Source organism: Aromatoleum tolulyticum, from assembly GCF_900156155.1.
Lineage (GTDB): Bacteria > Pseudomonadota > Gammaproteobacteria > Burkholderiales > Rhodocyclaceae > Aromatoleum > Aromatoleum tolulyticum.
Map to the genome: position 1 here is coordinate 63401 of NZ_FTMD01000014.1, position 26229 is coordinate 89629.

The 26229-nt window shown below is 66.6% G+C and carries 20 protein-coding genes; 17 read left to right on the plus strand and 3 right to left on the minus strand.

What is annotated here, in order from left to right; genetic code table 11:
- Positions 1-72: 72 nt before the first annotated feature.
- On the plus strand, positions 73-3459 hold the full coding sequence (locus tag BW991_RS18705) for an EAL domain-containing protein (RefSeq protein WP_084205154.1): 3387 nt from the start codon (positions 73-75) through the stop codon (positions 3457-3459).
- 136 nt (positions 3460-3595) lie between these two features.
- Here BW991_RS18705 and BW991_RS18710 read toward each other — a convergent pair whose 3' ends face one another.
- Complete coding sequence (locus BW991_RS18710) at positions 3596-4660, minus strand: AraC family transcriptional regulator (protein WP_076603639.1); 1065 nt, start codon at positions 4658-4660, stop codon at positions 3596-3598.
- A 165-nt stretch (positions 4661-4825) separates the two neighbouring features.
- On the opposite strand from BW991_RS18710, the gene BW991_RS18715 reads away from it, so the two are divergent.
- The 6 genes from BW991_RS18715 to BW991_RS18740 all read left to right on the plus strand — a co-directional run bounded on the left by BW991_RS18715 (position 4826) and on the right by BW991_RS18740 (position 14335).
- The gene (locus tag BW991_RS18715) at positions 4826-5998 is read left to right on the plus strand and encodes an isovaleryl-CoA dehydrogenase (RefSeq protein ID WP_076603640.1); all 1173 of its coding nucleotides are present in this window, start codon (positions 4826-4828) and stop codon (positions 5996-5998) included.
- Positions 5999-6179: 181 nt separating this feature from the next.
- Positions 6180-7787 (plus strand): carboxyl transferase domain-containing protein, encoded by a 1608-nt coding sequence (locus BW991_RS18720; RefSeq protein ID WP_076603641.1) that lies wholly within the window; start codon positions 6180-6182, stop codon positions 7785-7787.
- Between the two features lie 17 nt (positions 7788-7804).
- Positions 7805-9811 (plus strand): acetyl/propionyl/methylcrotonyl-CoA carboxylase subunit alpha, encoded by a 2007-nt coding sequence (locus tag BW991_RS18725; RefSeq protein ID WP_076603642.1) that lies wholly within the window; start codon positions 7805-7807, stop codon positions 9809-9811.
- 136 nt (positions 9812-9947) lie between these two features.
- The gene (locus BW991_RS18730) at positions 9948-11636 is read left to right on the plus strand and encodes an AMP-binding protein (RefSeq protein WP_076603643.1); all 1689 of its coding nucleotides are present in this window, start codon (positions 9948-9950) and stop codon (positions 11634-11636) included.
- A 16-nt stretch (positions 11637-11652) separates the two neighbouring features.
- Positions 11653-12327 carry a glutathione S-transferase family protein gene (locus tag BW991_RS18735; RefSeq protein ID WP_076603644.1) on the plus strand — a complete coding sequence of 225 codons (675 nt, stop codon included), beginning with the start codon at positions 11653-11655 and terminating at the stop codon, positions 12325-12327.
- Positions 12328-12346: 19 nt separating this feature from the next.
- Positions 12347-14335 (plus strand): acetoacetate--CoA ligase, encoded by a 1989-nt coding sequence (locus BW991_RS18740; protein ID WP_076603645.1) that lies wholly within the window; start codon positions 12347-12349, stop codon positions 14333-14335.
- 123 nt (positions 14336-14458) lie between these two features.
- On the opposite strand, the gene guaD is transcribed toward BW991_RS18740, so the two are convergent.
- Positions 14459-15751 (minus strand): guanine deaminase, encoded by a 1293-nt coding sequence (gene guaD / locus BW991_RS18745; protein ID WP_076603646.1) that lies wholly within the window; start codon positions 15749-15751, stop codon positions 14459-14461.
- A 9-nt stretch (positions 15752-15760) separates the two neighbouring features.
- On the minus strand, positions 15761-16312 hold the full coding sequence (locus tag BW991_RS18750) for an NUDIX hydrolase (RefSeq protein WP_076603647.1): 552 nt from the start codon (positions 16310-16312) through the stop codon (positions 15761-15763).
- A 192-nt stretch (positions 16313-16504) separates the two neighbouring features.
- Between BW991_RS18750 and BW991_RS18755 the strand changes: the two genes are divergently transcribed.
- The 10 genes from BW991_RS18755 (at position 16505) to cheY (ending at position 26223) form a co-directional block, all read left to right on the plus strand.
- Positions 16505-18520, plus strand: coding sequence for a GGDEF domain-containing response regulator (locus BW991_RS18755; RefSeq protein WP_342067903.1), 2016 nt, complete (start codon positions 16505-16507; stop codon positions 18518-18520).
- A 176-nt stretch (positions 18521-18696) separates the two neighbouring features.
- Positions 18697-19011 carry a flagellar transcriptional regulator FlhD gene (gene flhD / locus BW991_RS18760; RefSeq protein WP_076603648.1) on the plus strand — a complete coding sequence of 105 codons (315 nt, stop codon included), beginning with the start codon at positions 18697-18699 and terminating at the stop codon, positions 19009-19011.
- A 111-nt stretch (positions 19012-19122) separates the two neighbouring features.
- Positions 19123-19725 (plus strand): flagellar transcriptional regulator FlhC, encoded by a 603-nt coding sequence (gene flhC, locus BW991_RS18765; protein ID WP_076603649.1) that lies wholly within the window; start codon positions 19123-19125, stop codon positions 19723-19725.
- A gap of 318 nt (positions 19726-20043) precedes the next feature.
- Positions 20044-20898, plus strand: a complete 855-nt coding sequence (gene motA / locus BW991_RS18770) for a flagellar motor stator protein MotA (RefSeq protein WP_076603650.1) — start codon at positions 20044-20046, stop codon at positions 20896-20898.
- Between the two features lie 66 nt (positions 20899-20964).
- The gene (motB, locus tag BW991_RS18775) at positions 20965-22005 is read left to right on the plus strand and encodes a flagellar motor protein MotB (protein WP_076603651.1); all 1041 of its coding nucleotides are present in this window, start codon (positions 20965-20967) and stop codon (positions 22003-22005) included.
- Positions 22006-22183: 178 nt separating this feature from the next.
- Entirely contained in the window at positions 22184-23047 is an 864-nt protein-coding gene (locus BW991_RS18780; RefSeq protein WP_076603652.1) for a CheR family methyltransferase, read from the plus strand.
- Complete coding sequence (locus tag BW991_RS18785) at positions 23031-23663, plus strand: chemotaxis protein CheB (protein WP_212566923.1); 633 nt, start codon at positions 23031-23033, stop codon at positions 23661-23663. Before BW991_RS18780 ends, BW991_RS18785 begins: the two co-directional genes overlap by 17 nt.
- A gap of 186 nt (positions 23664-23849) precedes the next feature.
- Complete coding sequence (locus BW991_RS18790) at positions 23850-24818, plus strand: chemotaxis protein (protein ID WP_076603654.1); 969 nt, start codon at positions 23850-23852, stop codon at positions 24816-24818.
- Between the two features lie 12 nt (positions 24819-24830).
- Positions 24831-25787: a chemotaxis protein gene (locus BW991_RS18795; protein ID WP_076603655.1), complete on the plus strand. Its 957-nt coding sequence runs from the start codon at positions 24831-24833 to the stop codon at positions 25785-25787.
- A 34-nt stretch (positions 25788-25821) separates the two neighbouring features.
- A complete protein-coding gene (gene cheY, locus BW991_RS18800) occupies positions 25822-26223 on the plus strand; it encodes a chemotaxis response regulator CheY (RefSeq protein ID WP_018991156.1) in 402 nt (133 codons plus the stop codon).
- Positions 26224-26229 lie beyond the last annotated feature (6 nt).

The following is a 26229-nucleotide window of genomic DNA, read 5'->3' on the forward strand; positions in this document are numbered from 1 at the left end:
GTCGTACGTGGGCGCGACACAGCGGTATCGCGGCAAGGTGGCCTCCATAGCGAGACGGAAGAGACCGCAAACATGCGTGACATGATGAGCCCTGCAGAATTCCATCGCCCCGGGCTGGGACTCAAGTTCGCGTTGGCGTCCGTGCTGTTCCTGTCCCTGGTCGTGGGCAATGCGATGGTCATCGACAGTCTGCTGCAACGACTCCATCACGTCGCCGACACGATCAATGTGGCCGGGCGCATGCGCATGCTGAGCCAGCGCATCGCCTTCCAGGGGGGGCTGGCGCATCGGGGGTTCGCGAGTGGCGCGCAGGCCGAACTGGCCGTGCGCGAGTTCGAGGCGGGTCTCACGGCGCTCGAGCAGGGGGGCAACGCCTTCGGTTACGCCGTCCGGGTATCGCCCCCGGCGATCATCGGTGCGATGCGCATCGTCCGCGAAATGTGGGCGGACTACAGTGCCGACATCGCACTGTTGCTGCGTCCGGACAGCGAGCGGAACCTTTCGCAGATCGATCTCGAACATCTGGTCAACGACGCCGCGATCCTGCTGAGCAACCTCGAAGCGGTGGTCGCAGGGCTGACGCACCATGCCAACGAGGAAGAGCGGGAAGCAAGGTTCTACCTGCATGGGCTGGTGGTGCTCGATGCCCTGTTGCTGGGACTCGCGTTGCTCGCCGTGCGGCGTCACATCGTCGTGCCGCTGCGCAAGTTGTCCGTGGCGAGTCGCCGGTTCGCCTGTGGCGATTTCTCCCCGCGAGTGGCGATCATCGCCGGTCACGGCGAGATCGGCCAGCTCGCCGCGGACCTGAACCTGCTCGCGGAGCAGACTGCACGCTGCATGCAGCGCATCGACCATGATCGGCGGCAACTGGAGAATCGCGAAAGCCTGCTGCAGGCCGTCGTCGATACGGTGCCGGACTGCGTGGCGATGATCGACGAGCACGGACGGGTGCTGAGCATCAACCGCTCGGGGCTTGAGATGATCGAGGCCGAGGAGTCGAACGACGTAGTCGGGCGCAGGGTGCAGGAGGTGGTGCCGAGAAAGCATTTTCGCGCGTTGCGTCGATTGTCCGGGCAGATTTCCGATAGCAATCCGGTCGCGCTCGAGTTCGAGATCGTCGGATTCGGCGGTACGCGCCGCTGGGTGGACATGCAGGCCGTACTGTTGTCCGACATGGCCGACCGGGGCCGGATCATCGTCAGCGTGATTCGTGACGTCACCGAGCGGCGCCGTGCGGTCGAGCATCTGCGGGTGCTGTCGCGTGCGGTCGAGCAGAGTCCGTCGCTGGTGGTGATCACCGACTGCAACGGCCGCATCGAATACGTGAATCCGAGCGTGACCCGCGTGACCGGCTACGAGGCGCACGAGGTGCTGGGGAAATCGCCGCGGATCTTCAGTTCCGGCACTACGCCCACCCGCGTCTACAAGGACCTGTGGGGCTCGTTGTGCAACGGCGAGGTGTGGCGTGGCGAGCTCCTGAATCGGCAAAAGAACGGCGAGCTGTACTGGGAACACATGGTGGCGTCCCCGATCCGTGATGCGCACGACCAGATCACCCATCTGGTCGCCGTGAAGGAGAACCTGACCGAGCGGAAGCAGACCGAGCGCACGGTGCACAAACTCAATCGCACGCTCAGGCTGCTGACGCATTGCCACGAGGCGCTGGTCCGCATCGGTGAGGAAGGCGAACTGCTGCGTCAGATCTGCGACACCATCACGCGAACCGGCGGCTACCGGCTGGCGTGGGCGGGCTACGCCGAACACGACGAACGCAAGAGCGTCCGTCCGGTGGTTCATGCCGGGTACGAACAGGGCTACCTCGACACGCTGGAGATCACGTGGGACAGCGCCGTGCGCGAGAACGGGCCGATCGGCCGGGCCGTGCGCACGGGCCGGCCGGTGGTCGTGAACAGCATCCGCGACGATGACAGTTTCGTGCGCGGCCACGAGGCGCTGGGCCGCGACTATCAGGCCTGCGTCGGCTTGCCGCTGTGCAAGGACGGGCAGGTCATCGGAGTGCTGGCGATCTATGCCGGAGAGACCGGTGCCTTCGACGACGAGGAGGTCGAACTGCTGGGCAAGCTTGCCGAGAATCTGGCGTACGGGATCGTGTCCCTGCGAACCACGGCGGACCGCAAGCGTTATCAGGAACAGCTCGAATACCAGGCCGGTCACGACAGCCTGACGGGGTTGCCGAACCGGACGCTGCTGACGGACCGCCTGCAGCAGGCGATCGCGCGCGCGCAGCGCTACCGGCGCAATGCCGCGATCCTGTTCATCGACCTCGACCACTTCAAGTACGTCAACGACAGCCTCGGCCACAATGCGGGCGACCGCCTGCTGAAGGCGGTGGCCGAGCGCCTGTCCTCGTGCGTGCGGGAAGAGGATACGGTCGCTCGCCTGGGCGGCGACGAGTTCGTCGTTGCGCTGCAGGAGGTCGAAAGCGAGGAGCAGGTTGCGGCGGCCATCCACCGCATCCAGGAAGCGATGACCGGGGTGTACCAACTGGATGACAACGAGCTGTACGTGTCGTGCAGCATCGGTGCGAGCCTGTGTCCGCGGGATGGCAACTCCGTGCAGACGCTGCTGATGAACGCGGATACCGCGCTTTATCGGGCGAAGGCGCAGGGGCGCAACAATTTCCAGTTCTACGCCGTGGAGATGAACGCCCATGCCGGCGAACGCATTGCGCTGACGGGAAAGCTGCGCCGTGCGCTGAAGAATGACGAGTTCGTGCTTCAGTTCCAGCCGCAGGTGGATATCGGCTCGATGCAGGTGGTGGGCGCCGAGGCCCTGATCCGTTGGCACCATCCGCAGATGGGCCTCGTGCCGCCGGCAAAGTTCATTCCGTTGGCGGAAGAGACCGGCATCATCGTGCCAATCGGCGAGTGGGTATTGCGAACCGCCTGTTTGCAGGCCCGCGCGTGGCTCGAGCGTGGTCTGCCGCCGGTACGCATGTCGGTCAACCTGTCTGCGTGCCAGTTCAGGAAGGAGGGTTTGGCGGGGCTGGTCGCGCGCACCGTGGAAGCGTGCGGACTGGATCCTGCCTTTCTCGAACTGGAGCTGACCGAGAGCATGCTCATGGACGATCCGAATTCGGCGATCGCGACCATGCGGGAACTGAAGGCGGTCGGGGTCCGCCTGTCGCTCGACGACTTCGGTACCGGCTACTCCAGCCTGAACCGCCTCAAGGGTTTCCCGATCGACGCGTTGAAGATCGACCGCTCGTTTGTCAGGGATATCACCACCGACCGCACCGATGCCGCGATCACGGCTGCCGTGGTGTCGCTCGCCCACAGCCTGGGTCTGACGGTCATCGCCGAGGGCGTCGAGGACGCGGGCCAGTTGGAGTGCCTGCGCCAACACGGATGCGACGAAATGCAGGGTTACTTCTTCAGCCGGCCTCTTTCCGCCGAACCGTTTGCAGCCCTGCTGCGTGCCGGCGCCGTGTGCACCTAGGCAGTGCCTTCTACAGGGTGGCAAAAACGATGTTTCGGAGTCTGACGACGCGGCGCCTGGCCGAGCGGGCGGGTCTGCTGCAGCGCTCTGTCGGGCATTTCAGCGTGTAGCGGGCGTCACGGCTGCGCGGTGCCGATCAGCTTTCCGCGTGCGCGCCGCGAACCTTGATCTGTCTTTCCCGGAAGGCTCCGGGCGACTCGCCGGTCCATTGCCGGAACGCGCGCGAAAAGCTCTTCTCGTTGCGGAATCCGACGGCCTGCGCGATCTGTTTGACCGGGCGGCTGGTGCGATTCAGCAGTTCGATCGCACGCTCGCGCCGCGCCTCGTCCTTCAATTGCTGCAACGATGCACCTTCCTCATCGAGCTGGCGGTGCAGCGTGCGCGGCGACAGGTGCAGGCGTTCGGCCAGCGTCTCGGCGGTCGCGCCTTCGTCGAGGCGTTCGCGCAGCAGGTGGCGCACGCGCTGCACCAGCAGGCGGTCGCGGCGGTATTGCAGCACCGTGAGCGGCAGCGCGCGGCGCAGCATCTGCTGCAGCGCGGCCTCGTCGCGCCGCAGCGGCAGGCGCAGGTATTGCGCGTCGAAGCGGATCTCGGCGCGTTCGGCGTCGAAGTGCACCGGACCCTGGAACAGCAGCGGATACACGCCGCGGTGCGGCGGCGCGGGGAAGGGGAAGGAGGCTGCGAGCAGCGGGATGCGCGAATCGATCGCCCAGCAGGCGTAGCCCAGTACGTAGCGCAGCAGCGTCACGAGGCAGAACTCGTGCATCTCGCCGAGATAGCGACGCACCTCGATACGTAGCGTCGCGACCGCGCCGTCGTCGTCGAGGTGCAGCAGGATGTCGTCCGTGAGCAGGCGGTGGTGCCGGCACCACCGCTTGAGCGCGACGCCGAGGTCGGGTGCGGTGATCGACGCGCGGCACAGCATGCCGTAGCTGCCCCACGGCAGGCGGCGCGAGAACCAGCCCAGCGCCTCGTCGTCGAGCTCCTGCATCGCGACCGCGGACATGATCTCCATCTGTGCTGCGGTCACGCGCGCGGCGGGGTCGTCGAGTGCCGTCGGCAGAATCTGCGCCTCGCGCAAGGCGTTGGCAGGATTGATCCCGTAGCGGCGGTAGGCGCCGACGATCGCACGGATGAAGGCGACCGGCGTCGCAGCGGGGCCGCGCGTGGGATCGCCGACGGAAGGGATCACGGTTGCCATCGCCGAATCATAAGTCGCTTGGCAGGATTTGCAACCACCTTGGCGCCCGCTGCGTCGCGTGCGGGCCTACTCTTACGCGGTCAAACAGTCTTGCCCGCGGGCGTCTAAGCTGCATCTGGCGACGTCCCGAAAACGAACAGCCACCAAGGAACGAGGAGACCCCCGATGAACATCCCCTGCCTGAACTTCCACCACGGTGAAACCATCGATGCGCTGCGCGACGCGGTGCGCCAGTTCGCCGAGGCCGAGATCGCCCCGCGCGCTGCCGCGATCGACCGCGAGAACGAATTTCCCGCCGACCTGTGGAAGAAGTTCGGCGACATGGGTCTGCTCGGGATGACCGTCGAGGAGGAATACGGCGGCACCGGCATGGGCTACCTCGCGCACATCATCGCGATGGAAGAGATCTCGCGCGCGTCCGCCTCGGTAGGTCTGTCCTACGGCGCGCACTCGAACCTGTGCGTGAACCAGATCCGCCGCAACGGCAACGCCGCGCAGAAGGACAAGTACCTGCCCAAGCTGATCTCGGGTGACCACGTCGGCGCGCTGGCGATGAGCGAGCCGAACGCGGGTTCCGACGTCGTGTCGATGAAGCTGCGCGCCGACAAGAAGGGCGACCGCTACGTGCTCAACGGCGCCAAGATGTGGATCACCAACGGCGGCGACGCCGACACGCTGGTCGTGTATGCGAAGACCGACATCAACGCCGGCCCGAAGGGCATGACCGCCTTCATCATCGAGAAGGGCATGAAGGGCTTCAGCCACGGCACCCACCTCGACAAGCTCGGCATGCGCGGCTCGAACACCTTCCCGCTGTTCTTCGACGATGTCGAAGTGCCGGAAGAGAACGTGCTCGGCGGCGTCGGCAACGGCGTGAAGGTGCTGATGAGCGGCCTCGACTACGAGCGCACGGTGCTGTGCGGCGGCCCGCTGGGCATCATGGCGGCGTGCATGGACGTGGTCGTGCCCTACCTGCACGAGCGCAAGCAGTTCGGCCAGGCGATCGGCGAGTTCCAGCTGATGCAGGGCAAAGTCGCCGATATGTACTCGGTGTGGAATGCGACGCGCGCCTATGTGTATGCGGTCGGGCAGGCGTGCGACCGCGCGGATCACGCGCGCACGCTGCGCAAGGATGCCGCCGGCGCGATCCTGTACTCGGCCGAGAAGGCGACGTGGATGGCGGGCGAATCGATCCAGACCCTGGGTGGCGTCGGCTACACCAACGAATACGCGACCGGCCGCCTGTGGCGCGACGCGAAACTGTATGAGATCGGCGCCGGCACGAGCGAGATCCGCCGCATGCTGATCGGTCGCGAACTGTTCGCGGAGACGATGTGAGTCGGTAAGGGACAGCGCAGTTAGCAGGTTCCTCCCCCTTCAAGGGGGAGGACAGGTGGGGGATGGGTGGAAGGAAGCGCCGCCAATTGGCATTTGCACCGTCAACCCATCCCCACCCCAGCCCTCCCCTTGAAGGGGAGGGGGCCGAAACCTTTCTCCCTCACAAGAAAAGGATGGAGACATGAGCGTCATCAAATCTTCGATCAACACGCGCAGCCCGGACTTCGCGGGCAACGCCGAGGCGATGCGCAAGCTCGTCGGCGACCTGCGCGACAAGGCAGCGGAAGTGGCCCTCGGCGGCGGCGAGTCGGCGCGGGCGAAGCACACCGCGCGCGGCAAACTGCTTCCGCGTGATCGCGTCAATCACCTGCTCGATCCCGGCACACCCTTCCTCGAAGTCGGCCAGATGGCGGCCTACGGCATGTACGACGGCGACGCACCCTCGGCCGGAGTGATCGCCGGCATCGGCCGCGTGAAGGGCGTCGAGTGCATGATCGTCGCCAACGATGCGACCGTGAAGGGCGGCAGCTACTTCCCCATGACGGTGAAGAAGCACCTGCGCGCGCAGGAAATCGCGCAGATGAACAACCTGCCCTGCGTGTACCTGGTCGACTCCGGTGGCGCGAACCTGCCGACGCAAGATGAAGTCTTCCCCGACCGCGATCACTTCGGCCGCATCTTCTTCAACCAGGCCAACATGAGCGCGCAGGGCATCCCGCAGATCGCGGTGGTGATGGGCTCCTGCACCGCTGGCGGCGCGTACGTGCCGGCGATGAGCGACGAGGCGGTGATCGTCAAGAACCAGGGCACGATCTTCCTCGGTGGGCCGCCGCTGGTGAAGGCCGCGACGGGTGAAGTCGTCAGCGCCGAAGACCTCGGCGGCGGCGACGTGCATACGCGCATTTCCGGTGTTGCCGACCACCTCGCCGAGAACGACGCGCACGCGCTCTACATCGCGCGCCGCATCGTGGCTAACCTCAATCGCCAGAAGCCCGTGTCGCTCAAGGTCGGCGCCGGCGAAGAGCCGCTCTACGACCCCGAAGAGCTCTACGGCATCATCCCCGCCGATCCGCGCAAGCCCTACGACGTGCGCGAAGTCATCGCCCGCGTCGTCGACGGATCGCGCTTCGACGAATTCAAGCCGCGCTACGGCACGACGCTCGTCACCGGTTTCGCCCAGCTCTACGGCTACCCGGTCGGTATCGTCGCCAACAACGGCATCCTGTTCGGCGAATCGGCGCAGAAGGGCGCGCACTTCGTCGAGCTGTGCGCGCAGCGCGGCATCCCGCTGCTCTTCCTGCAGAACATCACCGGCTTCATGGTCGGGCGCAAGTACGAGAACGGCGGCATCGCCAAGGACGGCGCGAAGATGGTGACGGCGGTCGCGACCGCCCAGGTGCCCAAGCTCACGATGATCATGGGCGGCTCCTTCGGTGCTGGCAACTACGGCATGTGCGGCCGTGCCTACAGCCCGCGCTTCCTGTGGATGTGGCCCAACGCTCGTGTCTCCGTGATGGGCGGCGAGCAGGCCGCGAGCGTGCTCTCCACCGTGCGCCGCGACGGCATCGAAGCCAAGGGCGGCACCTGGAGCAAGGAAGACGAGGAGGCGTTCAAGGCGCCGATCCGCGAACAATACGAAGTGCAGGGCCACCCCTACTACGCCACCGCGCGCCTGTGGGACGACGGCGTGATCGACCCGGCGCAGAGCCGCCGCGTGCTGGGGCTGTCGCTGTCGGCGACGCTCAACGCGCCGATCCCGCAGACGAAGTTCGGCTTGTTCCGGATGTAAGGGAAGGGGAGACAAACATGTTCGAAAAGATCCTGATTGCGAACCGCGGCGAGATCGCTTGTAGAGTGATCAAGACCGCGCGCCGCATGGGCATCAAGACCGTCGCCGTGTATTCCGAAGCCGACGCCAACGCCCGCCACGTGCGCCTCGCCGACGAGGCCGTGCTGATCGGCCCCGCGGCCGTCAAGGAAAGCTACCTCGTCATCGACCGCATCATCGCCGCTGCGAAGCAGACTGGTGCGCAGGCGATCCACCCCGGCTACGGTTTCCTCTCCGAGAACGAGGACTTCTGTGACGCCTGCGAGCGCGAAGGCATTGTCTTCATCGGACCGCCGGTCTCCGCGATCCGCGCGATGGGCTCGAAGTCCGAAGCGAAGAAGCTGATGGAAGCGGCCCGCGTGCCGCTGACTCCCGGCTACCACGGTGACAACCAGGACCCGGATTACCTGCACGAGCAGGCCGACCAGATCGGCTACCCGGTGCTGATCAAGGCCGCAGCCGGCGGCGGCGGCAAGGGCATGCGTCTGGTCGAGAAGTCGGAAGACTTCATCGCCGCGCTGGCTTCGTGCAAGCGTGAAGCCGCGTCCTCCTTCGGCGACGAGCACGTGCTGGTCGAGAAGTACATCATTCGCCCACGCCACATCGAGATCCAGGTCTTCGGCGACACCCACGGCAACTGCGTGTACCTCTTCGAGCGTGACTGTTCGGTGCAGCGCCGCCACCAGAAGGTGCTCGAGGAAGCGCCCGCGCCGGGCATGACGCCCGAGCGCCGTGCCGCGATGGGCAAGGCCGCGGTCGAGGCGGCGAAGGCGGTCGGCTATGTCGGCGCCGGCACGGTCGAGTTCATCGCCAACCAGGACGGCTCGTTCTACTTCATGGAGATGAACACGCGGCTGCAGGTCGAGCATCCGGTCACCGAGATGATCACCGGCCTCGACCTCGTCGAGTGGCAACTGCGTGTCGCCTCGGGCGAACCGCTGCCGCTCGCGCAGGAGCAACTGCAGATTCGCGGCCACGCGCTCGAAGCGCGCATCTACGCGGAAGACCCGGCGAAGGGCTTCCTGCCCTCGACCGGCAAGCTCGTGCACCTCGCGCCGCCGGCCGAAGGCCTGCATGTGCGCGTCGACACCGGCGTCGAGGAGGGCGACGAGATCAGCCCGTTCTACGACCCGATGATCGCGAAGCTCATCGTGTGGGACGAAACCCGCGACCAGGCGCTCGCGCGCATGCTGCAGGCGCTCGCGGACTACCGTGTCGTCGGCGTCGCCAACAACATCGAGTTCCTGTCGCGCCTGACGAACTGCCCGGCCTTCGCCAATGCCGATCTCGACACGGGCCTGATCGAACGCGAGAAGGCCTACCTCTTCCCGGAAGGCGAAGTTCCGCCGGCCGAGGTCTATCTCGTCGTCGCACTCGGTGAACTACTGCGCGAGGCGGCGTGGGCCGAGGACGAAGCCGAGCGCGGCAACGACCCCGGTTCGCCGTGGCATGCGCGCGATGGCTGGCGGCTCAATGCCACGGCCAGCCGCGAACTGCTGTTCCGCTTCGGCGAGACGCAGAAGGCCGTCACCGTCGCCTACCGCGGACGTGACCGTTACACCCTCACGGTCGATGGTCGCAGCACCGAGGCGCGCGGCAAGCTCGACGACCGTGGTGGCCTGCGCGTCGAATTCGACGGCCGGCGCATGGGTGCCACCGTGATCGTCGCGGGTGAGAAACGCCACGTCTTCCTCGACGGTCGCACCTGGCAGCTCGCCAATGTCGACCCGCTGCATCATGCGGGCGAGGGCGGCGGCGCCGAAGGCGGGTTGCTCGCGCCGATGCCCGGCAAGGTCATCGCGCTGCTCGCCGAAGCCGGCAGCAAGGTCGAGAAGGGCGCGCCGCTGCTGATCCTCGAGGCGATGAAGATGGAGCACACCATCACGGCGCCCGCCGCCGGCACCCTCAAGGCCTTCCGCTTCGCGGTCGGCGACCAGGTCGGCGACGGCGCGGAACTCGTCGAGTTCGAGCCGGCGAAGGGCTGATCCGCATCTGCTGCCACCACACCGGCCGGCGCCTCGCGCCCCGGCCGGTGTGTGCTTTCCCATGTCCCGCGTTACTGGCGCTTGGCCCGCAAAACGCAAAAGAAGACATCGAATCGATAAAGTGGAGAGAGACACCATGACCCAGTTGAGCTACGTCCACGGCGCCTCCGAAAAGCGCCTCATCGGCCAGACCATCGGCCGCTTCTTCGACGAAGCCTGCGCCCGCCACGCCGCACGCGAGGCCCTCGTCGTGCGCCACCAGAACGTGCGCCTCACCTACGCGGCGCTCAAGCAGCGCGTCGACGCCCTCGCCTGCAGCCTGATGCGCCTGGGTCTCAAGCGCGGCGAGCGCATCGGCATCTGGTCCCAGAACAACGTGGAATGGGCGCTGACCCAGTTCGCGACCGCGAAGGCCGGCCTCGTGCTGGTGAACATCAACCCCGCCTACCGCCGCGCCGAACTCGAATACGCGCTCAACAAGGTCGGCTGCCGCGCGCTGATCATGTCGCCGGCGTTCAAGAGCAGCAACTACCTTGAAATGATCGGCGACCTCGCCCCCGAGCTCGCGCAGTCCGAAGCCGGCAAGCTGCAGGCCGCGAAGCTGCCGACGCTTGAAATCGTCGTCCGCATGGGGGCCGAGCGAACCCACGGCATGCTGAGCTTCGACGACCTGCTGCACGCGCCCACCGGCGACGAACTCGACGCACTCGAAGCCTTGGGCGAGGAGCTGCAGTTCGACGACCCGATCAACATCCAGTTCACCTCCGGCACCACCGGCCAGCCCAAGGGCGCGACGCTGTCGCACCACAACATCCTCAACAACGGCTTCTTCGCCGGCGAAGCGATCCGCCTCGTCGAAGGCGACCGCCTGTGCATCCCGGTGCCGCTCTACCACTGCTTCGGCATGGTGATGGGCAACCTCGGCTGCCTCACGCACGGCGCGACGATGGTCTACCCGGCCGAAGCCTTCGACCCGCTGGCGACGCTCGAAACCCTCGCCGAGGAGCGCTGCACCGCGAGCTACGGCGTGCCGACGATGTTCATCGCGATGCTCGATCACCCGCGCTTCAACGACTTCGACCTGTCGCGCCTGCGGACCGGCATCATGGCCGGCAGCCCGTGCCCGATCGAGGTCATGAAGCGCGTCATCGACAAGATGAACATGCGCGAAGTGACGATCGCCTACGGCATGACCGAGACCTCCCCGGTGAGCTTCCAGAGCGGCACCGACGACCCGCTCGACCGCCGCGTGTCCACCGTCGGCCGCGTCCAGCCGCATCTCGAAGTGAAGATCGTCGACAACGAAGGCCGCATCGTCCCGCGCGGCACGCCGGGTGAGCTGTGCACGCGCGGCTACTCGGTGATGCTCGGCTACTGGGAAGACGAGGCCAAGACGCGCGAAGCGATCGATGCCGGCGGCTGGATGCACACCGGCGACCTCGCGACGATCGACGAGGAGGGGTTCTGCAACATCGTCGGCCGCATCAAGGACATGGTGATCCGCGGCGGCGAGAACCTCTATCCGCGCGAGATCGAGGAATTCCTCTACCGCCACCCGAAGATCCTCGACGTGCAGGTCGTCGGCGTGCCGGACCAGAAATACGGCGAGGAGCTGTGCGCGTGGGTGATCGTGCGCGAAGGCCAGACCCTCACCGAAACCGAGGTGCGCGACTTCTGCCAGGGCCAGATCGCGCACTACAAGGTGCCGCGCTACATCCGCTTCGTCGAGACATTCCCGATGACGGTCACCGGCAAGATCCAGAAATTCCAGATCCGCGAGCAGATGAAGCGCGAACTGGGCCTGGCCGAAGCCAGGACCGCCTGAGCGGGGGGAGGGAGTCATGATCACGCTGTACCACTGCGTCAGCGCCCGCTCGTTCCGGCCGCTGTGGATGCTCGAGGAGCTCGGCCTGCCGTACGAGCTGAAAGTGCTTCCGTTTCCGCCGCGGCTCGAGGCGCAGCCCTACCTCGAGGTCAATGCGCTCGGCACGATCCCGGCCTTCTTCGACGGCGCGACGCGCATGACCGAGTCGGCGGCGATCTGCCACTACCTCGCCGCGCGGCACTCGCCGGGCGCCCTCAACGTCGAAACCGGCGAGCCCGAGTTCGGCGCCTACCTCAACTTCCTGCACTTCGGCGAGGCGACGCTGACCTTCCCGCAGACCCTGGTCCTGCGCTACGCCCGCTTCGAGCCCGCCGAGCGGCGCCAGCCGCAGGTCGCCGAGGACTACGCGCGCTGGTTCCTGTCGCGCCTGCGCACGCTCGAACCGCTGCTCGCGCAGCAGGAGTTCCTGTGCGCCGGGCGCTTCACGGCCGCCGACGTGTCGGTCGGCTACGCGCTGATGCTCGCCGCCGACATCGGGCTCAAGGAGCGCTTCAAGCCCGCGGTGCTCGCCTATTGGCAGCGCCTGCAGGCACGCGAAGGCTATCAGCGGGCGCTCGCCGCGCAACAGCGTGCAGCAGCGGAACAGGGCGTGCCGCCGCACTCGGTCGCCTTTGCGACCGGCCCGTTCTGAACGAGGAGACACACAAGACATGACGAACAAGGAATTCGACGATCGCCCCCTGTGGACCCCGCGTCCCGAACAGATCGCCGCGACCGGCATGGCCGCCTTCACCGGACGCATCCGCCGCGCCTCGGGCCTGCAGCTCGTCGACTACGACGCGCTGCACGACTGGTCGGTGCGCCATTCGACCGATTTCTGGCGCGAAGTGTGGGACTTCGGCGGCGTGATCGGCGAGCGTGGCGCGCGCGAGCTCATCGACGGCGACCGCATGCCCGGTGCCGCTTGGTTCCCGGATGCGCGCCTGAACTTCGCCGAGAACCTGCTGCGCGATTGCGGCAACCAGCAGGCGCTCGTTTTCTGGGGCGAGGACAAGGTCAAGCGCGCGATGTCGCGCGCGGAACTCCGCGCCGAAGTCGCCCGCTTCGCCGCCGCGCTACGTGCCGCCGGCGTCCGCCAGCACGACCGCGTCGCCGCCTACATGCCCAACCTGCCCGAGACCCTCGTCGCGATGCTGGCCACCGCGAGCCTCGGTGCGACCTTCACCTCCGCCTCGCCGGACTTCGGCGTGCAGGGCGTGCTCGACCGCTTCGGCCAGACCGAGCCCAAGGTGCTGATCGCCTGCGACGGCTACTGGTACAACGGCAAGCCGATCGACGTGCTCGGCAAGCTCGGTGACATCGTGCGTCAGCTGCCCTCGCTCGCGCGGGTCGTCGTCGTGCCGTATCTCGCCGGCGGCGAGGCGCCCGACCTGTCGGGCGTGCCCGGGGCGACCGCCTACGCCGATTTCCTCGCGCCGCACGTGAGCGAGTCGGAACCGCAGTACGTCCGCCTGCCGTTCAGCCACCCGCTGTACGTGATGTACTCGTCCGGCACCACCGGCGTGCCCAAGTGCATCGTGCATGGCGCCGGCGGCACGCTGCTGCAGCACCTCAAGGAACACATGCTGCACGCCGACGTGCGTGAAGGCGACCGCCTGTTCTACTTCACCACCTGCGGCTGGATGATGTGGAACTGGCTCGTCTCCGGCCTCGCCGCGGGCGCGACGCTGATGCTCTACGACGGCAACCCCTTCGTGGACGACGGCAAGGTGCTGTGGGACTACGCCGAACAGGAGCGCATCACCCACTTCGGCACTTCCGCGAAGTACATCGAGACGCTCGAAAAGAACACGCTGCGCCCGGCCCGTTCCTACGACCTCTCCGCGCTGCGCGCCGTGCTCTCGACCGGCAGCCCGCTCGCGCCGCAGGGCTTCGACTTCGTCTACGAGTCGATCAAGGCGGATGTGCAGCTCGCGTCGATCTCCGGCGGCACCGACATCATCTCCTGCTTCGTCCTCGGCAGTCCGACCCTGCCGGTGTGGCGCGGCGAGATCCAGTGCCGCGGCCTCGGCATGGCCGTCGAGGTGTGGGACGACGAAGGTCGTCCGGTCGCCGGCGAGAAGGGCGAACTCGTGTGCACAAAACCCTTCCCGTCGATGCCGATCGGCTTCTGGAACGACCCGGACGGCGCGAAGTACCACGCGGCCTACTTCGAGCGCTTCCCGAACGTGTGGTGCCACGGCGACTTCTGCGAGATCACCGCGCACGGCGGCCTCGTCATCCACGGCCGCTCGGACGCGACGCTCAACCCCGGCGGCGTGCGCATCGGCACCGCCGAGATCTACCGCCAGGTCGAGAAGCTGCCCGAGATCCTGGAGTCCATCGTGATCGGCCAGGACTGGCCGCCGCAGGACCCGACCGACGTGCGCGTCGTGCTCTTCGTGCGCCTGCGCGAAGGCCTCGTGCTCGACGACGCGCTCGCCACCCGCATCAAGCAGGCGATCCGCGACAACGCGACGCCGCGCCACGTGCCGGCGAAGATCGTGCAGGTCACCGACGTCCCGCGCACCAAGAGCGGCAAGCTGGTGGAGCTCGCGGTGCGCAACGTCGTCCATCACCGGCCGGTGAAGAACATCGAGGCGCTTGCGAACCCCGAGGCGCTCGCGCTGTTCGACAGCCGTCCGGAATTAGCGGTCTAGCGTCAATCGCAGGGCGGATGAGCCGAAGGCCGGGCGTGGCAAACGAGCCACCGCATGCGAACCTTCCGAGCGGGCCGTCCGGCGGATAACGCCGCCGTGCGGCTCATCCGCCCTACGAAATGCTCACGGCCGGCGCCAGGCCGGCTCGCCCATCACCCACGTCTCGGCGACGGCCCGGTCGTCGCCCAGCATCATCAGCACGAACAACCGTTCCGCAAGCGTCCCGCACGCCGCGCTGCGCCGTGCGAGCAGTGGCGTTGCGGCCGTATCGAGCACGACGAAATCCGCCTCGCGCCCCGGCAGGAAGGTGCCGATCCGGTCGTCCAGATACAGGCTGCGCGCCCCGCCCAGCGTCGCCAGGTAGAAGGCCCGCTCGGCCGACAGCGACTGTCCGTTCAACTGCAGCACCTTGTACGCCTCGCCGAGCGTCTGCAGCATCGAGAAGCTCGTGCCCGCACCGACGTCGGTCCCGATCCCGACGCGCACCCCCGCGGCGTCGGCCTGAGCAAGGTCGAACAGCCCCGAGCCCAGGAACAGGTTCGAGGTCGGGCAGAAACTCATCGCCGCGCCGGTCGCCGCCATGCGCCCGCGGTCGGTGTCGTCCAGCCACACGCAGTGCGCAAACACGCTGCGCGGACCGAGCTGCCCGAAGCGCTCATACACGTCCAGATAACTGCGCGCCTCCGGATACAGCTCGCGGATCCATGCGACCTCGGCGCGGTTCTCGGCAAGATGGGATTGCAGATGGATGCCCGGGTGCTCGGCGAGCAGCCTGCCCGCGAGCCGCATCTGCTGCGGCGTCGACGTCGCCGCGAAGCGCGGCGTCACCGCATACTGCAGGCGATCCCGGCCATGCCATCGCGCGATCAGTGCCCGTGATCCGGCGTCGCCGTCCTCGGCCGACTCGCGCAGGAAATCTGGGCAGTTGCGGTCCATCAGCACCTTGCCGGCGATCACGCGCATGCGCCGCTGCAGCGCCGCCCCGAACAGCGCCTCGACCGAGACGCGATGGACGGTGGGGAACACCGCCGCGGTCGTCGTCCCGTTCCGCAGCAGTTCGTCACAGAAGAAACCGGCGACAGCGGCCGCGTGGTCCGGGTCGGCAAAGCGCCGTTCGGCCGGCCAGGTGTAGCGTGCGAGCCATTCGAGCAGCTGCCCGCCCGGGCTCGCGATGATGTCCGTCTGCGCGAAGTGGATATGCGTGTCGACGAATCCCGGCACGATCAGCCGTCCGCGCCGGTCCTCGATGCGCGCATCTGCGGGCAGCTTGGCGAGCAGGGCCTCAGCCGGGCCGGCTTCCGCGACCCGCCCGTCGCGCACGATCAGCAATCCGTCCGCGAAATGCCGCAGCGCGTCCGCACTCCCGCCGGCCGGATCGCCGGTGAAGTACAGGATTTCGCCGCGGATCGCGCGCATCGCTGTTCCTCAGGGAATCGTCGCCATCGGCGGCAGCGCGATGCTCGCATTGTGCGTGCCGAAGCTGCCGCGGCGCCGATCCTCGAAATAGTGCCGCAAGGTCAGCGCGATCGTGCGGAAGGCGATGTCGTCCCAGGGGATGTCCTTCTCCTCGAATAGCGCCACCTCCAGCGACTCTTCGCCCGGCCCGAACTCCAGGTCCAGCAGGCGCGCGCGATACACGATATGCACCTGGTTGATGTGCGGCACGCTGATCAGCGTGAACAGATCGCCCACCTCGATGCGCGCGCAAGCCTCCTCCAGCGTCTCTCGTGCCGCCGCCTCGGCCGTGCTTTCGGCGTTCTCCATGAAGCCCGCCGGCAGTGTCCAGAAGCCGTGGCGCGGTTCGATGGCGCGGCGGCACAGCAGGATGCGCTCACCCCATTCCGGGATCGCGCCGACGACGACCTTCGGATTCTGGTAATGGATCGTCCCGCAACTCGGGCACACATGGCGCGGCAAGGTGTCGCCGGGCGGAATGCGCAGCGTGACGCTTGCGCCGCAGTCAGAGCAGTATTTCATCGTGTTCGCAGACCTGTTCGTTCGGACAAATTCTAGCCCGTAACACCTGCCCCGCGACGCTTCGCCTGTCGTCCTTCGTGACAGCGGGCTGTCCGGCACGGTACAGTTCGCCCGACCCGAATGCCGTCCGCAGCAAGCCTGCACCGCGGCGACCATCCAGTCTTCCTCCTGCTGCCGCCGATGTCTCCCCCGTTGGATTCGACCCGTTTCGAACAGATCCGTGCTTCCGGCGATCTCCCGTCGCCGAAGGGAATCGCTCTCGCGGTGATCCGCCTGACGCGCCAGCAGGACGTGTCGACGGCCGAACTCGCGCGGGTGATCGGCGCCGACCCGGCCTTCGTCGGCCGGCTGATCAAGGCGGCCAATGGTCTCGTGGCCTTCAGCCGCCGCCCGGTCGCCTCGGTGCACGAGGCGCTCATGGTCCTCGGCTTGCCCGCCGTGCGGACCATGGTGCTGGGTTTCTCGCTGCTGTCGCACTACCGGCGCGGAGCGTGCCAGGCGTTCGACTACAACCGCTTCTGGAGTGCTTCGCTCGCCCGCGCGCTCGCGGCCCAGGTCTTTGCCGAGCGCACCCGCGCCGCGCCGGCGGACGAACTCTTTTCCGTCGGCCTGCTCGGCAGCGTCGGCGAGCTCGCTCTCGCGACCCTCTATCCCGCCGATTATGCGTCGGTGCTCGACGCGGCAAGCCAGCCCCGCGCCGCGCCGCTGCTCGAACTGGAGCAGGCGCAGTTCGCAATGGACCACCGCGAGCTGACCGGCGCGATGCTCGAAGACTGGGGGCTGCCGAGGATCTTCATCGATGCCGTGGCGCAGGCCCACGATCCGGAAGCGACGCATCTGGCCGAGGGATCGCGGGCGCGCCGGATGCTCCAGGTTCTCGTCGCGGCGCGCTGTGTTGCCGAAATCTGTGTTTCCGGCGACGACACCGCACGGAACGCGCTTGCCGCCGCGCTGTTCACGGAGGGCGCGCGCCTGGGCATCGAACGCGAGTGCATCGCCGCGGATTGCGAGCGCATTGCCGCCCTGTGGACGGAGTGGGGCAGCATGCTCCAGCTCGAACAGCCCGGCGCCCCGAGCTTCGCCGACCTGGCCGCGGCCGGCCCCGTAGCCGCGATCGCAGCGAAGGCTCCTGCCGCGTCGCAGGCCCGCAAGCGGAACCCGGTCCAGCTGCCTGCAACGCCCCTGCCCGCCGACGGGGCTGCGGGCGAGCCGGCCGCCCGCGCGCAGCGTGCCCTGATCGTCGACGACGAACCGCGCACGCGCGCCGGCCTGCGCGCCGTCCTGGAGCAGGCGCATTACGAAGTGCATGAGGCGGGCGACGGCCGCGTGGGCATGGAGCTCGCCCTCGAACTGCAGCCGCAGATCATGATCCTCGACTGGAACCTGCCCGAACTCGACGGCCCGGACCTCGTCCGCTCGCTGCGCCAGACGCGCATCGGCCAGGCGATCTACATGATCCTGCTCACGCACAGCGACGACGACGAACACCTCGTCGCGGCCTTCGAGGCCGGCGCCGACGACTTCATCGCCAAGCCCTTGCGCCCGCGCGTGCTCGCCGCGCGCCTCAGGGCCGGCCAGCGTGTCGTGCGCCTGCAGCAGGAAGTCGAGCGCGAGCACGAGGAAATCCGCCATTTCGCGTCGCAGCTGGCGGTCACGAACCGGCGCCTGCACGAGGCGGCCCTCACCGACGCACTGACCGGCTTCCCCAACCGCCGCTACGCCATCGACCGCATCCAGCAGGAATGGTCCGCCGCGCAGCGCTGGGGGCGCCCCATGTCGTGCATGATCATCGACCTCGACAACTTCAAGCAGATCAACGACACCTACGGCCACGACGTGGGCGACGAAGTCCTGCGTAGCGCGGCCGACGCCCTGAGGGGCGCGCTGCGCGGCCAGGACGTCGTTTGCCGGACGGGCGGCGACGAGTTCCTCGCGATCTGCCCGGAAACGGATCTGGTCCACGCCCTGCGCTGCGCCGAGCGGCTGCGCTGCGCGCTCGACAGTCTTTCGCTGCAGGCCGGCGACGCGCGCGTCGCGATCAGCGCCAGCATCGGCGTCGCGATGCGCGAACACTGGATGCCCGACGTCGATGCGCTGATGAAACAGGCCGACCTGGGTGCGTATCTCGCCAAGCAGAAGGGACGCAACCGTGTCGCGACGGTGCAGAAAACCGGCGAATCGGCCGGTGGCGTTGCTGCCGCCGACTGAGGTCCGGCTCTGTCGGAAAGCCACGGGCTTTCGGTATTTTCCTTTCGATACAGCGTCTTGGCTGCGCTGTGGTTATTACCTGTGGCTTATCCGCAACATGCCATTCGGGGTATTTTCTTGCAATTGCTCACAATTCACTTTAACTTTATGGCGCTTGTCCCTGAAAGGGAGCGGAAATGAAACGTCCTGATTTTCAGGCGGAAATCAAGGAACTGAACCTCGCGTACCTGATGCTGGCCCAGCAGATGCTGCGCAGCGACCGGGAGACCGCGATGTTCCGCTTGGGGATCGACAAGGACGTCGCGGATCTGGTCGAGGGGCTGTCGAGCGCCAAGCTGGTCAAGATGGCCAGCAGCCAGATGCTGCTGTTCCGCTTCGATGATGCGCTGCTTGCCGGACTGCTCGCGGGCAAGGGGCGCGACGAGACGAGTTCCAGCCTGCATGCGGCGATCCTCGCCGCGGGCAAGCCGGTGAAGCGGTTGGCGGGATGAGCGCCGACACGGCGCTGCGGGAAGTGCAGGGTGCGAGGGCGGCAGGGGATGCCGACGGCCACTGCAGGATCGCGGCGGAGCGCCCCCGGGTGGGGCGGCAAGGAGAATACGATGAAGAACAAGAGCATCATCGAAGAGGCTGAGGACATCCAGCGCGCAGCCGAAATGGTTCGCCTCGGTGCCCGCATGCAGATGCTGGAAGCCGAAACCAGGCTCAGCCGCGAGCGTCTCCTCAAGATCTACAAGGAAATCCGTGGCATGTCGCCTCCGAAGGGCATGCTGCCGTTTTCCACCGACTGGTTCATGACCTGGCAGCCGAACGTGCATGCCTCGCTGTTCATGAATTTTTTCGATTTCTTCAAGCAACACACCGGCCTCAAGGGGCTGGACGCGATCCTGAAGGCCTATCACCTGTACCTCGACCACATCGAGGCCGAAGTGATCGAGCCGGCGCTGAGCCTTACCCGCGCCTGGACGCTGGTGCGCTTCTTCGATGCCGACCTGCTGCAGATGGCCTCGTGCACGACCTGTGGCGGCCATTTCGTCGCGCACGCCTACGACCCGACGCACGAGTTCGTGTGCGGCCTGTGCAACATGCCTTCGCGCGCCGGCAAGACCAAGCGCGCCGCCGAGGCCGCGCGGGCGACGGGCGCCAAGCGCCCCGCCGCCACCCGGCGCGTGGCCAAGACCAAGGCGCTTGCTGCCGCTGACTGATCCGCGGCGTTCGTCCGCGCCAGTGGTCTGCTTCGTAGATGGCGTGAGCATGAGAAGGCGCCGGATCTGTGTTCGTGGCTAGGCGCGAACCGCAGCGATAGCCGTAGCTATCGCGAGGATGAGCAACAACGCCACGGACGCAAAGACGAGCCTTCTGGTCGTGTTATCTGCGAAGCAGACCACAAGGGGCCGCCGCACATGCCGGCGGCCTTTTCATTTCCGGGTTCAAGTTTGCACGCCGAGTGACGTTAAAATCGCTATAAATCTTCCGGCGTGCGGTGGCGTTGCCGCGCGTGTCGAATCGACGGGGGCTTCCCGGTGTTCCTCATCATTGGTTATCTGATCATCCTCGCTGCATCCGTCGGCACATACTCCGTCCATGGCAGTCTCATGGCGCTATGGATGCCGATGGAGTATCTCGCCATCGTCGGCCTGATGATCGGCGGCTTCGTCGGCAGCAACGGCCCCAAGGCCTTCAGGGCGACGCTGAAGGCCATTCCGGGCCTGTTCAAGGGGTCGCCCTACACCAAGGCCATGTACCTCGACCTGCTCGGCCTGCTGTACGAGGTGCTTGCGAAGGTGCGCAAGGAAGGCCTGATGTCGATCGAGAACGACGTCGACAATCCCGAGTCGAGCCCGATCTTCACCAAGTACCCCACCATCATGGCGCACCATCATGCGGTCGAGTTCCTTACCGACTACCTGCGCATGATGGTCGGCGGCAACCTCAATGCCTTCGAGATCGAAGGTCTGATGGACAAGGAAATCGAGACACACCACCAGGAAACCCATATCGCACCGCATATCATGGCCAAGCTCGGCGACGCGCTGCCGGCCTTCGGTATCGTCGTCGCGGTGATGGGCGTGGTGAACGTGATGGGCTCGGTCGGCCAGCCGCCGGCCGTGCTGGGCAAGATGATCGGCGGTGCGCTGGTCGGTACCTTCCTCGGCATCCTGATCTCGTACGGCTTCGTGCAGCCGATCGCGAGCCAGCTCGAGCAGCAGGTGGAGGAAGGCGGCAAGATGTTCGAATGCATCAAGCTGGTGCTGCTTGCCAGCATGAACGGCTACGCTCCGCAGGTCGCCGTGGAGTTCGGACGCAAGGCGCTGTACTCGAGCGAGCGTCCGACCTTCGCCGAGCTCGAGCAGGACATCAAGGCCCGCAAGGGGTGAGGCCGCGATGACCGCCGTCGCCATGCGAATGCTCGACGCTGACCGCCGCCGCGGCATGAGGCGTTCATGAGCGACGATAGCCAGCAGCCCATCGTCGTCAAGCGCATCAACAAGGTCGCCGCCGCGGCACACGGCGGCGCGTGGAAGATCGCCTACGCCGACTTCGTCACGGCGATGATGGCCTTCTTCCTGCTGATGTGGCTGCTCGGGTCCACGGCCCAGGGCGACCTCGAAGGCATCGCCGACCACTTCATGAATCCGCTCAAGGTCTCGATGCAGGGGGGCAGCGGGGCGGGCGACAGCTCCAGCGTCATCCAGGGCGGCGGCGAGGATCTCACCCGTTCCCTCGGTCAGCGCAAGCGCGGCGAAGTCGAAGGGCGTCGTTCGATCAACCTCGATGCGGCCAAGGGACGCGAGGTGTATCGCGTCGAAGGCGACGACGAAGGCGTGGAAGCGACGCGCGAACGCGCCCGCCTCGAAGACCTGAAGGGGCGCATCGAGGCGCTCGTCGAGGCTGATCCCAAACTGCGTCCCTTCCGTAGCCAGATCCTGCTCGACATCACGTCGGAAGGCTTGCGCATCCAGATCGTCGATGCGCAGAACCGCCCGATGTTCAACACCGCGAGCGATGAGCTGCTGCCGTACACGCGCGAGCTGTTGCGGGCGATCGGGCGTGCGCTCAACGACGTTTCCAACCGGCTGAGCCTCTCGGGGCACACCGATGCGGCGCGATACGCCGGCGGCGAGCGCGGCTTCTCGAACTGGGAGCTGTCGAGCAACCGCGCCAATGCCTCGCGCCGCGAACTGGTCGCCGGAGGTCTGGAGGCCGGCAAGGTGATCCGCGTCGTGGGTCTCGCGGACATGGTGCCGCTGCGCAAGGACGACCTGTTTCATCCGATGAACCGCCGCATCAGCATCATCGTGATGAACAAGAAGACCGAGGAGGCCGTGCGCAACCAGGCTGGCGCGCTGGATATCGGTTCGGCTGCGCCGCTCGACGGCACGGAATTGCGCGAAAACATCGAGAGCAGGAACCAGGCGCCCGCAGCGCCGGTGCGGGGGCGCAGCCCCTTGCCACTTCCCCTGCCGCCCGTGAAGTCGCCCTGATGCGATGCCGTGTGATGAGCTGCCGTCCGGACACGGCCTGTGAGGTGGTCTGAAGATGCCCGCTGGTGACTCCCCCTTCGGCCGCAAGCCCGCAATGCCGGGATCTGCTGCGCGAACGGCGGCGGACGCTCCCGGACGCCCCCATGCCGCGGCGAATTCCGCGCCGGGTCTGGCCGCGATGGCCGCCGCAGCGGCCGCGTCGGCACTGTCGGCGTCCGGCGAACGCGAGTTCGAGCTGACGCAGGCCGATTTCGAGCGCATCCGCAAGCTCATCTACGACCACGCCGGCATCGTCCTGTCGCAGGCGAAGCAGGACATGGTCTATAGCAGGCTGGCGCGGCGGCTGCGCGCATGCGGGGACCGCAGTTTTGCACAGTACATCGTCCGCCTCGAGCGGGATCGCAGCGAGTGGGAGACCTTCGTCAATTCGCTGACGACCAATCTCACCTCGTTCTTCCGCGAGGCGCACCATTTCGACATCCTGGCCGAGCGCATGCGGCGCGTCGCAGAACGGCGCACGATACGCATCTGGTGCAATGCGGCCTCCACCGGCGAGGAGCCTTACTCGCTCGCGATCACGGCGTGCGAGGCGTTCAATACGCTCAGCCCGCCTGTCCAGATCATCGCCAGCGATATCGATACCAGCGTCCTCGCGCATGCCGAGCGTGGCGTGTATCGCGACGACCGCGTGGCGCGCATGTCGCCGGAGATGCTGCGGCGCTATTTCGAGCAGGGGGCCGGGCTGGCCGCCGCGGAGCATCGCGTGCGGCCGGAACTGAAGCGCCTGCTGAGCTTCAGGCGCATCAACCTGCTCGATCCGGTGTGGCCGGTGCAGGGGCCGCTGGACGCGATCTTCTGCCGCAACGTCATGATCTACTTCGACAAGACGACCCAGTACGGCATCCTCAAGCGTTTCGTGCCCCTGCTGCGCAAGGACGGCGCGCTGTTCGCCGGCCATTCCGAAAGTTTCATGCATGCAGGCGACCTGTTCCGTTCGACGGGGCGCACCGTCTATCAGCGCACCGATGCAGACGGCAACTAGAACTCCGTCCTCCGGCCACGTGCCGGGCGGCCGCATCATCTTCATCGGCGCCTCGACGGGCGGAACCGAGGCGATCAAGCACGTCCTGCTCGGCATGCCGAAGAATTCGCCGCCGATCCTGATCGTGCAGCACATGCCGGAAATGTTCACCGGCGCGTTCGCGCGCCGCCTCGACGGGCTGTGCGCGCTGCGGGTGAAGGAGGCCGAGAACGGCGAGGCGGTGGTGCCGGGCACGGCCTACATCGCGCCGGGGCATTCGCACCTCCTGATCCGGCGCGTGCCGGCGGGCGGTCTCCAGTGCGAGCTGTCGCGTGCGGATCCCGTCAATCGGCACCGGCCTTCCGTCGACGTGCTGTTCTCGGCAGCCGCGGAGGTGGCGGGGGCCGCGGCGTTGGGTGTCCTGCTCACGGGCATGGGCAAGGACGGCGCACGGGGCCTGCTCGAGATGCGGCGCGCGGGCGCGTGGACCATTGCCCAGGATGCCGGCTCGTGCGTCGTGTATGGCATGCCGCGCGAGGCGGCGATCATCGGCGCGGCGTGCGAGATCGTCCCGCTCGACGACGTCGCGCAGCATGTGCTGCGCCAGGCGATGCCCGGCGGTGCGCGCGATGCGTAGCCGGGAACCGGGAGGGCGGTTCACCCGGACCGCGGCGGTAATGAGAAAATGCCCGGCCAACGGGAAACCGGCGCAAATTCCGTGATGCGGCGCCTCAAGTATTTCAGGTCACTGACGTTATCTTGATTGTAATCACGGCGCAGGGATGCCGCCCCGATCATATTGCCGCGTATCGCGGAGAGTGAAATGTCCGAACTGTTCAAGAATATCGAGGCCCGCACGCGTCTGGCCGGCACGAACAAGCTGGAGATACTGCTGTTCACGCTCGGCGTGGACCAGCGCACCGGACGACGTGAAACCTTCGGCATCAACGTGTTCAAGGTGCGCGAGGTGATGCGCACCCCGGCCATCACCGCGGCACCGGAGATGCCGTCCTCGGTGGAAGGCATGGTCAGCCTGCGCGGCGTTCTGGTGCCGGTGGTCGATCTCGGCCGTTATGTCGGTGTCGGAGCCGACGCCAAGCGCGAGATCATGATCGTCACCGAGTACAACGGCCACACGCAGGGTTTCCTCGTCGAGGCGGTCGATACGATCCTGCGCCTCGACTGGGCGCAGATGCGCGTGCCCCCGGACATGCTCACGGCGAACATGGGGGGGCTGGTCACCGCGGTCACCGAGCTCAAGGACAACAAGCTGGTCATGATGCTGGACGTCGAGAAGGTGCTGGCCGAAACGACGACCCAGGACGACCAGTACCTCTTCAAGGGGATCGAGCCGATCGAGGGAAGCGCGCACATGGTGTATTTCGCCGACGACTCCTCGGTCGCGCGCCGCCAGATCGAACGCACGCTCGAGGTGCTGGGCGTGCCCTATGTCGGGTCGATCAACGGTCGCATGGCGTGGGAAGAGCTGCAGAAGGTGGCACGCTTCGCCGAATCCACCGGGCGCAAGGTCAGCGACGTGGTGAGCCTGGTGCTCACCGACGTCGAGATGCCGGAGATGGACGGCTACATCCTCACCAAGTCGATCAAGTCCGATCCGCGTTTCGCGGGCATTCCCGTGATCATGCACTCCTCGCTGTCCGGCATGTCGAACCAGCAGCTCGGCAAGTCGGTCGGCGTCGATGAATACGTACCCAAGTTCGAACCTCAGCGTCTCGCCGAGACGCTGCGCCGCCTGCTCAATCGGGATGAGCAGCAAACCCGCGCGTCCTGAGGAATTCCTGTCATGTCCAGCTACCAGACCGAAGAAAACGGCTTGCTCAACGTCGTCGATGGCCGTACCAGCCTCGCCGGTTCGAACCGCATGGAGATCCTGCTGTTCTCGCTCGGGACCACGGAGACCTTCGGCATCAACGTGTTCAAGGTCCGCGAAGTGTCGGCCGCGCCCTTCATCACGCGTGCGCCCAACATGCCGGCGGGCGTGGAGGGCCTGATCTCGCTGCGCGGCAACGTCATCCCGGTGCTGGCGCTGGCGAAGATCCTCGGCCTTGCGCGGCCCGGCGATGCGCTCGGCGCGTCGATGATGGTCACCGAATACAGCAAGCGCACGCTCGGATTCCTGGTGTCCGGGGTCGATCGCATCATTCGCGTCGATTGGGACAAGGTGCGCGCGCCGGACAACATTTCGAGCAGCGTGAATAACTACATCACCGCGATCACCGAGCTGCCCGACGGCAAGCTGGTGTCCATCGTCGATGTCGAGACCGTGCTGGCGACGACCTTCGGCGATGCGGTGGTCGGCAACATCTCGCCGATTCCCGACGGTGAGGACTACGAGGTCTTCTACGTCGACGACTCGGGCGTTGCCCGGCGCAAGATCTCGGAAGTGCTGGACAAGTTGGGGGTCAGGCACAAGCACGCGGTCAATGGTCTGGAGGCCTGGACGCGCCTGCAGGGCATGGCCAGCCACGCGCAGCAGATCGGCCACCGGGTGAGCGACGAGCTCGACCTGATCCTCGTCGATGCCGAAATGCCCGAAATGGACGGATATGTGTTGACGCGCAACATCAAGGCCGACACCCGCTTCGACGGCATCCCGGTCGTGATGCATTCCTCGCTGTCGTCGGAAGCGAACCGGGCGATGGGAAAGCGGGTCGGTGTGGATGCCTACGTGGCAAAATTCGACGCCGATGCGCTCGCAGACACCCTGCGTCCGCTGCTGACCCGGGGTCATCAAGGCTGACCCGGGTCGTGCGCAAGATTACGGAGATACAAGAATGTCCGACCCCAAGATGAAATTCCTCGTCGTCGACGATTTCTCGACCATGCGCCGCATCGTGCGCAACCTGCTCAAGGAGCTGGGCTTCACCAACGTCGACGAGGCCGAGGATGGCGCCGTCGCCCTGCAGAAGCTCAACAGCGCGCCGTTCGACTTTGTCGTGACGGACTGGAACATGCCCAACATGGACGGGCTGACGCTGCTGCAGACGATCCGCCAGACCCCCCATCTGCGCCACCTGCCAGTGCTGATGGTGACCGCCGAGGCGAAGAAGGAAAACATCATCGCTGCGGCACAGGCCGGCGCCAGCGGCTACATCGTCAAGCCCTTCACGGCGGCGACGATGTCCGAAAAGCTGGAAAAGATCTTCGAAAAAATGGGCAAGAAGGCCACCGCCTGACAGGCG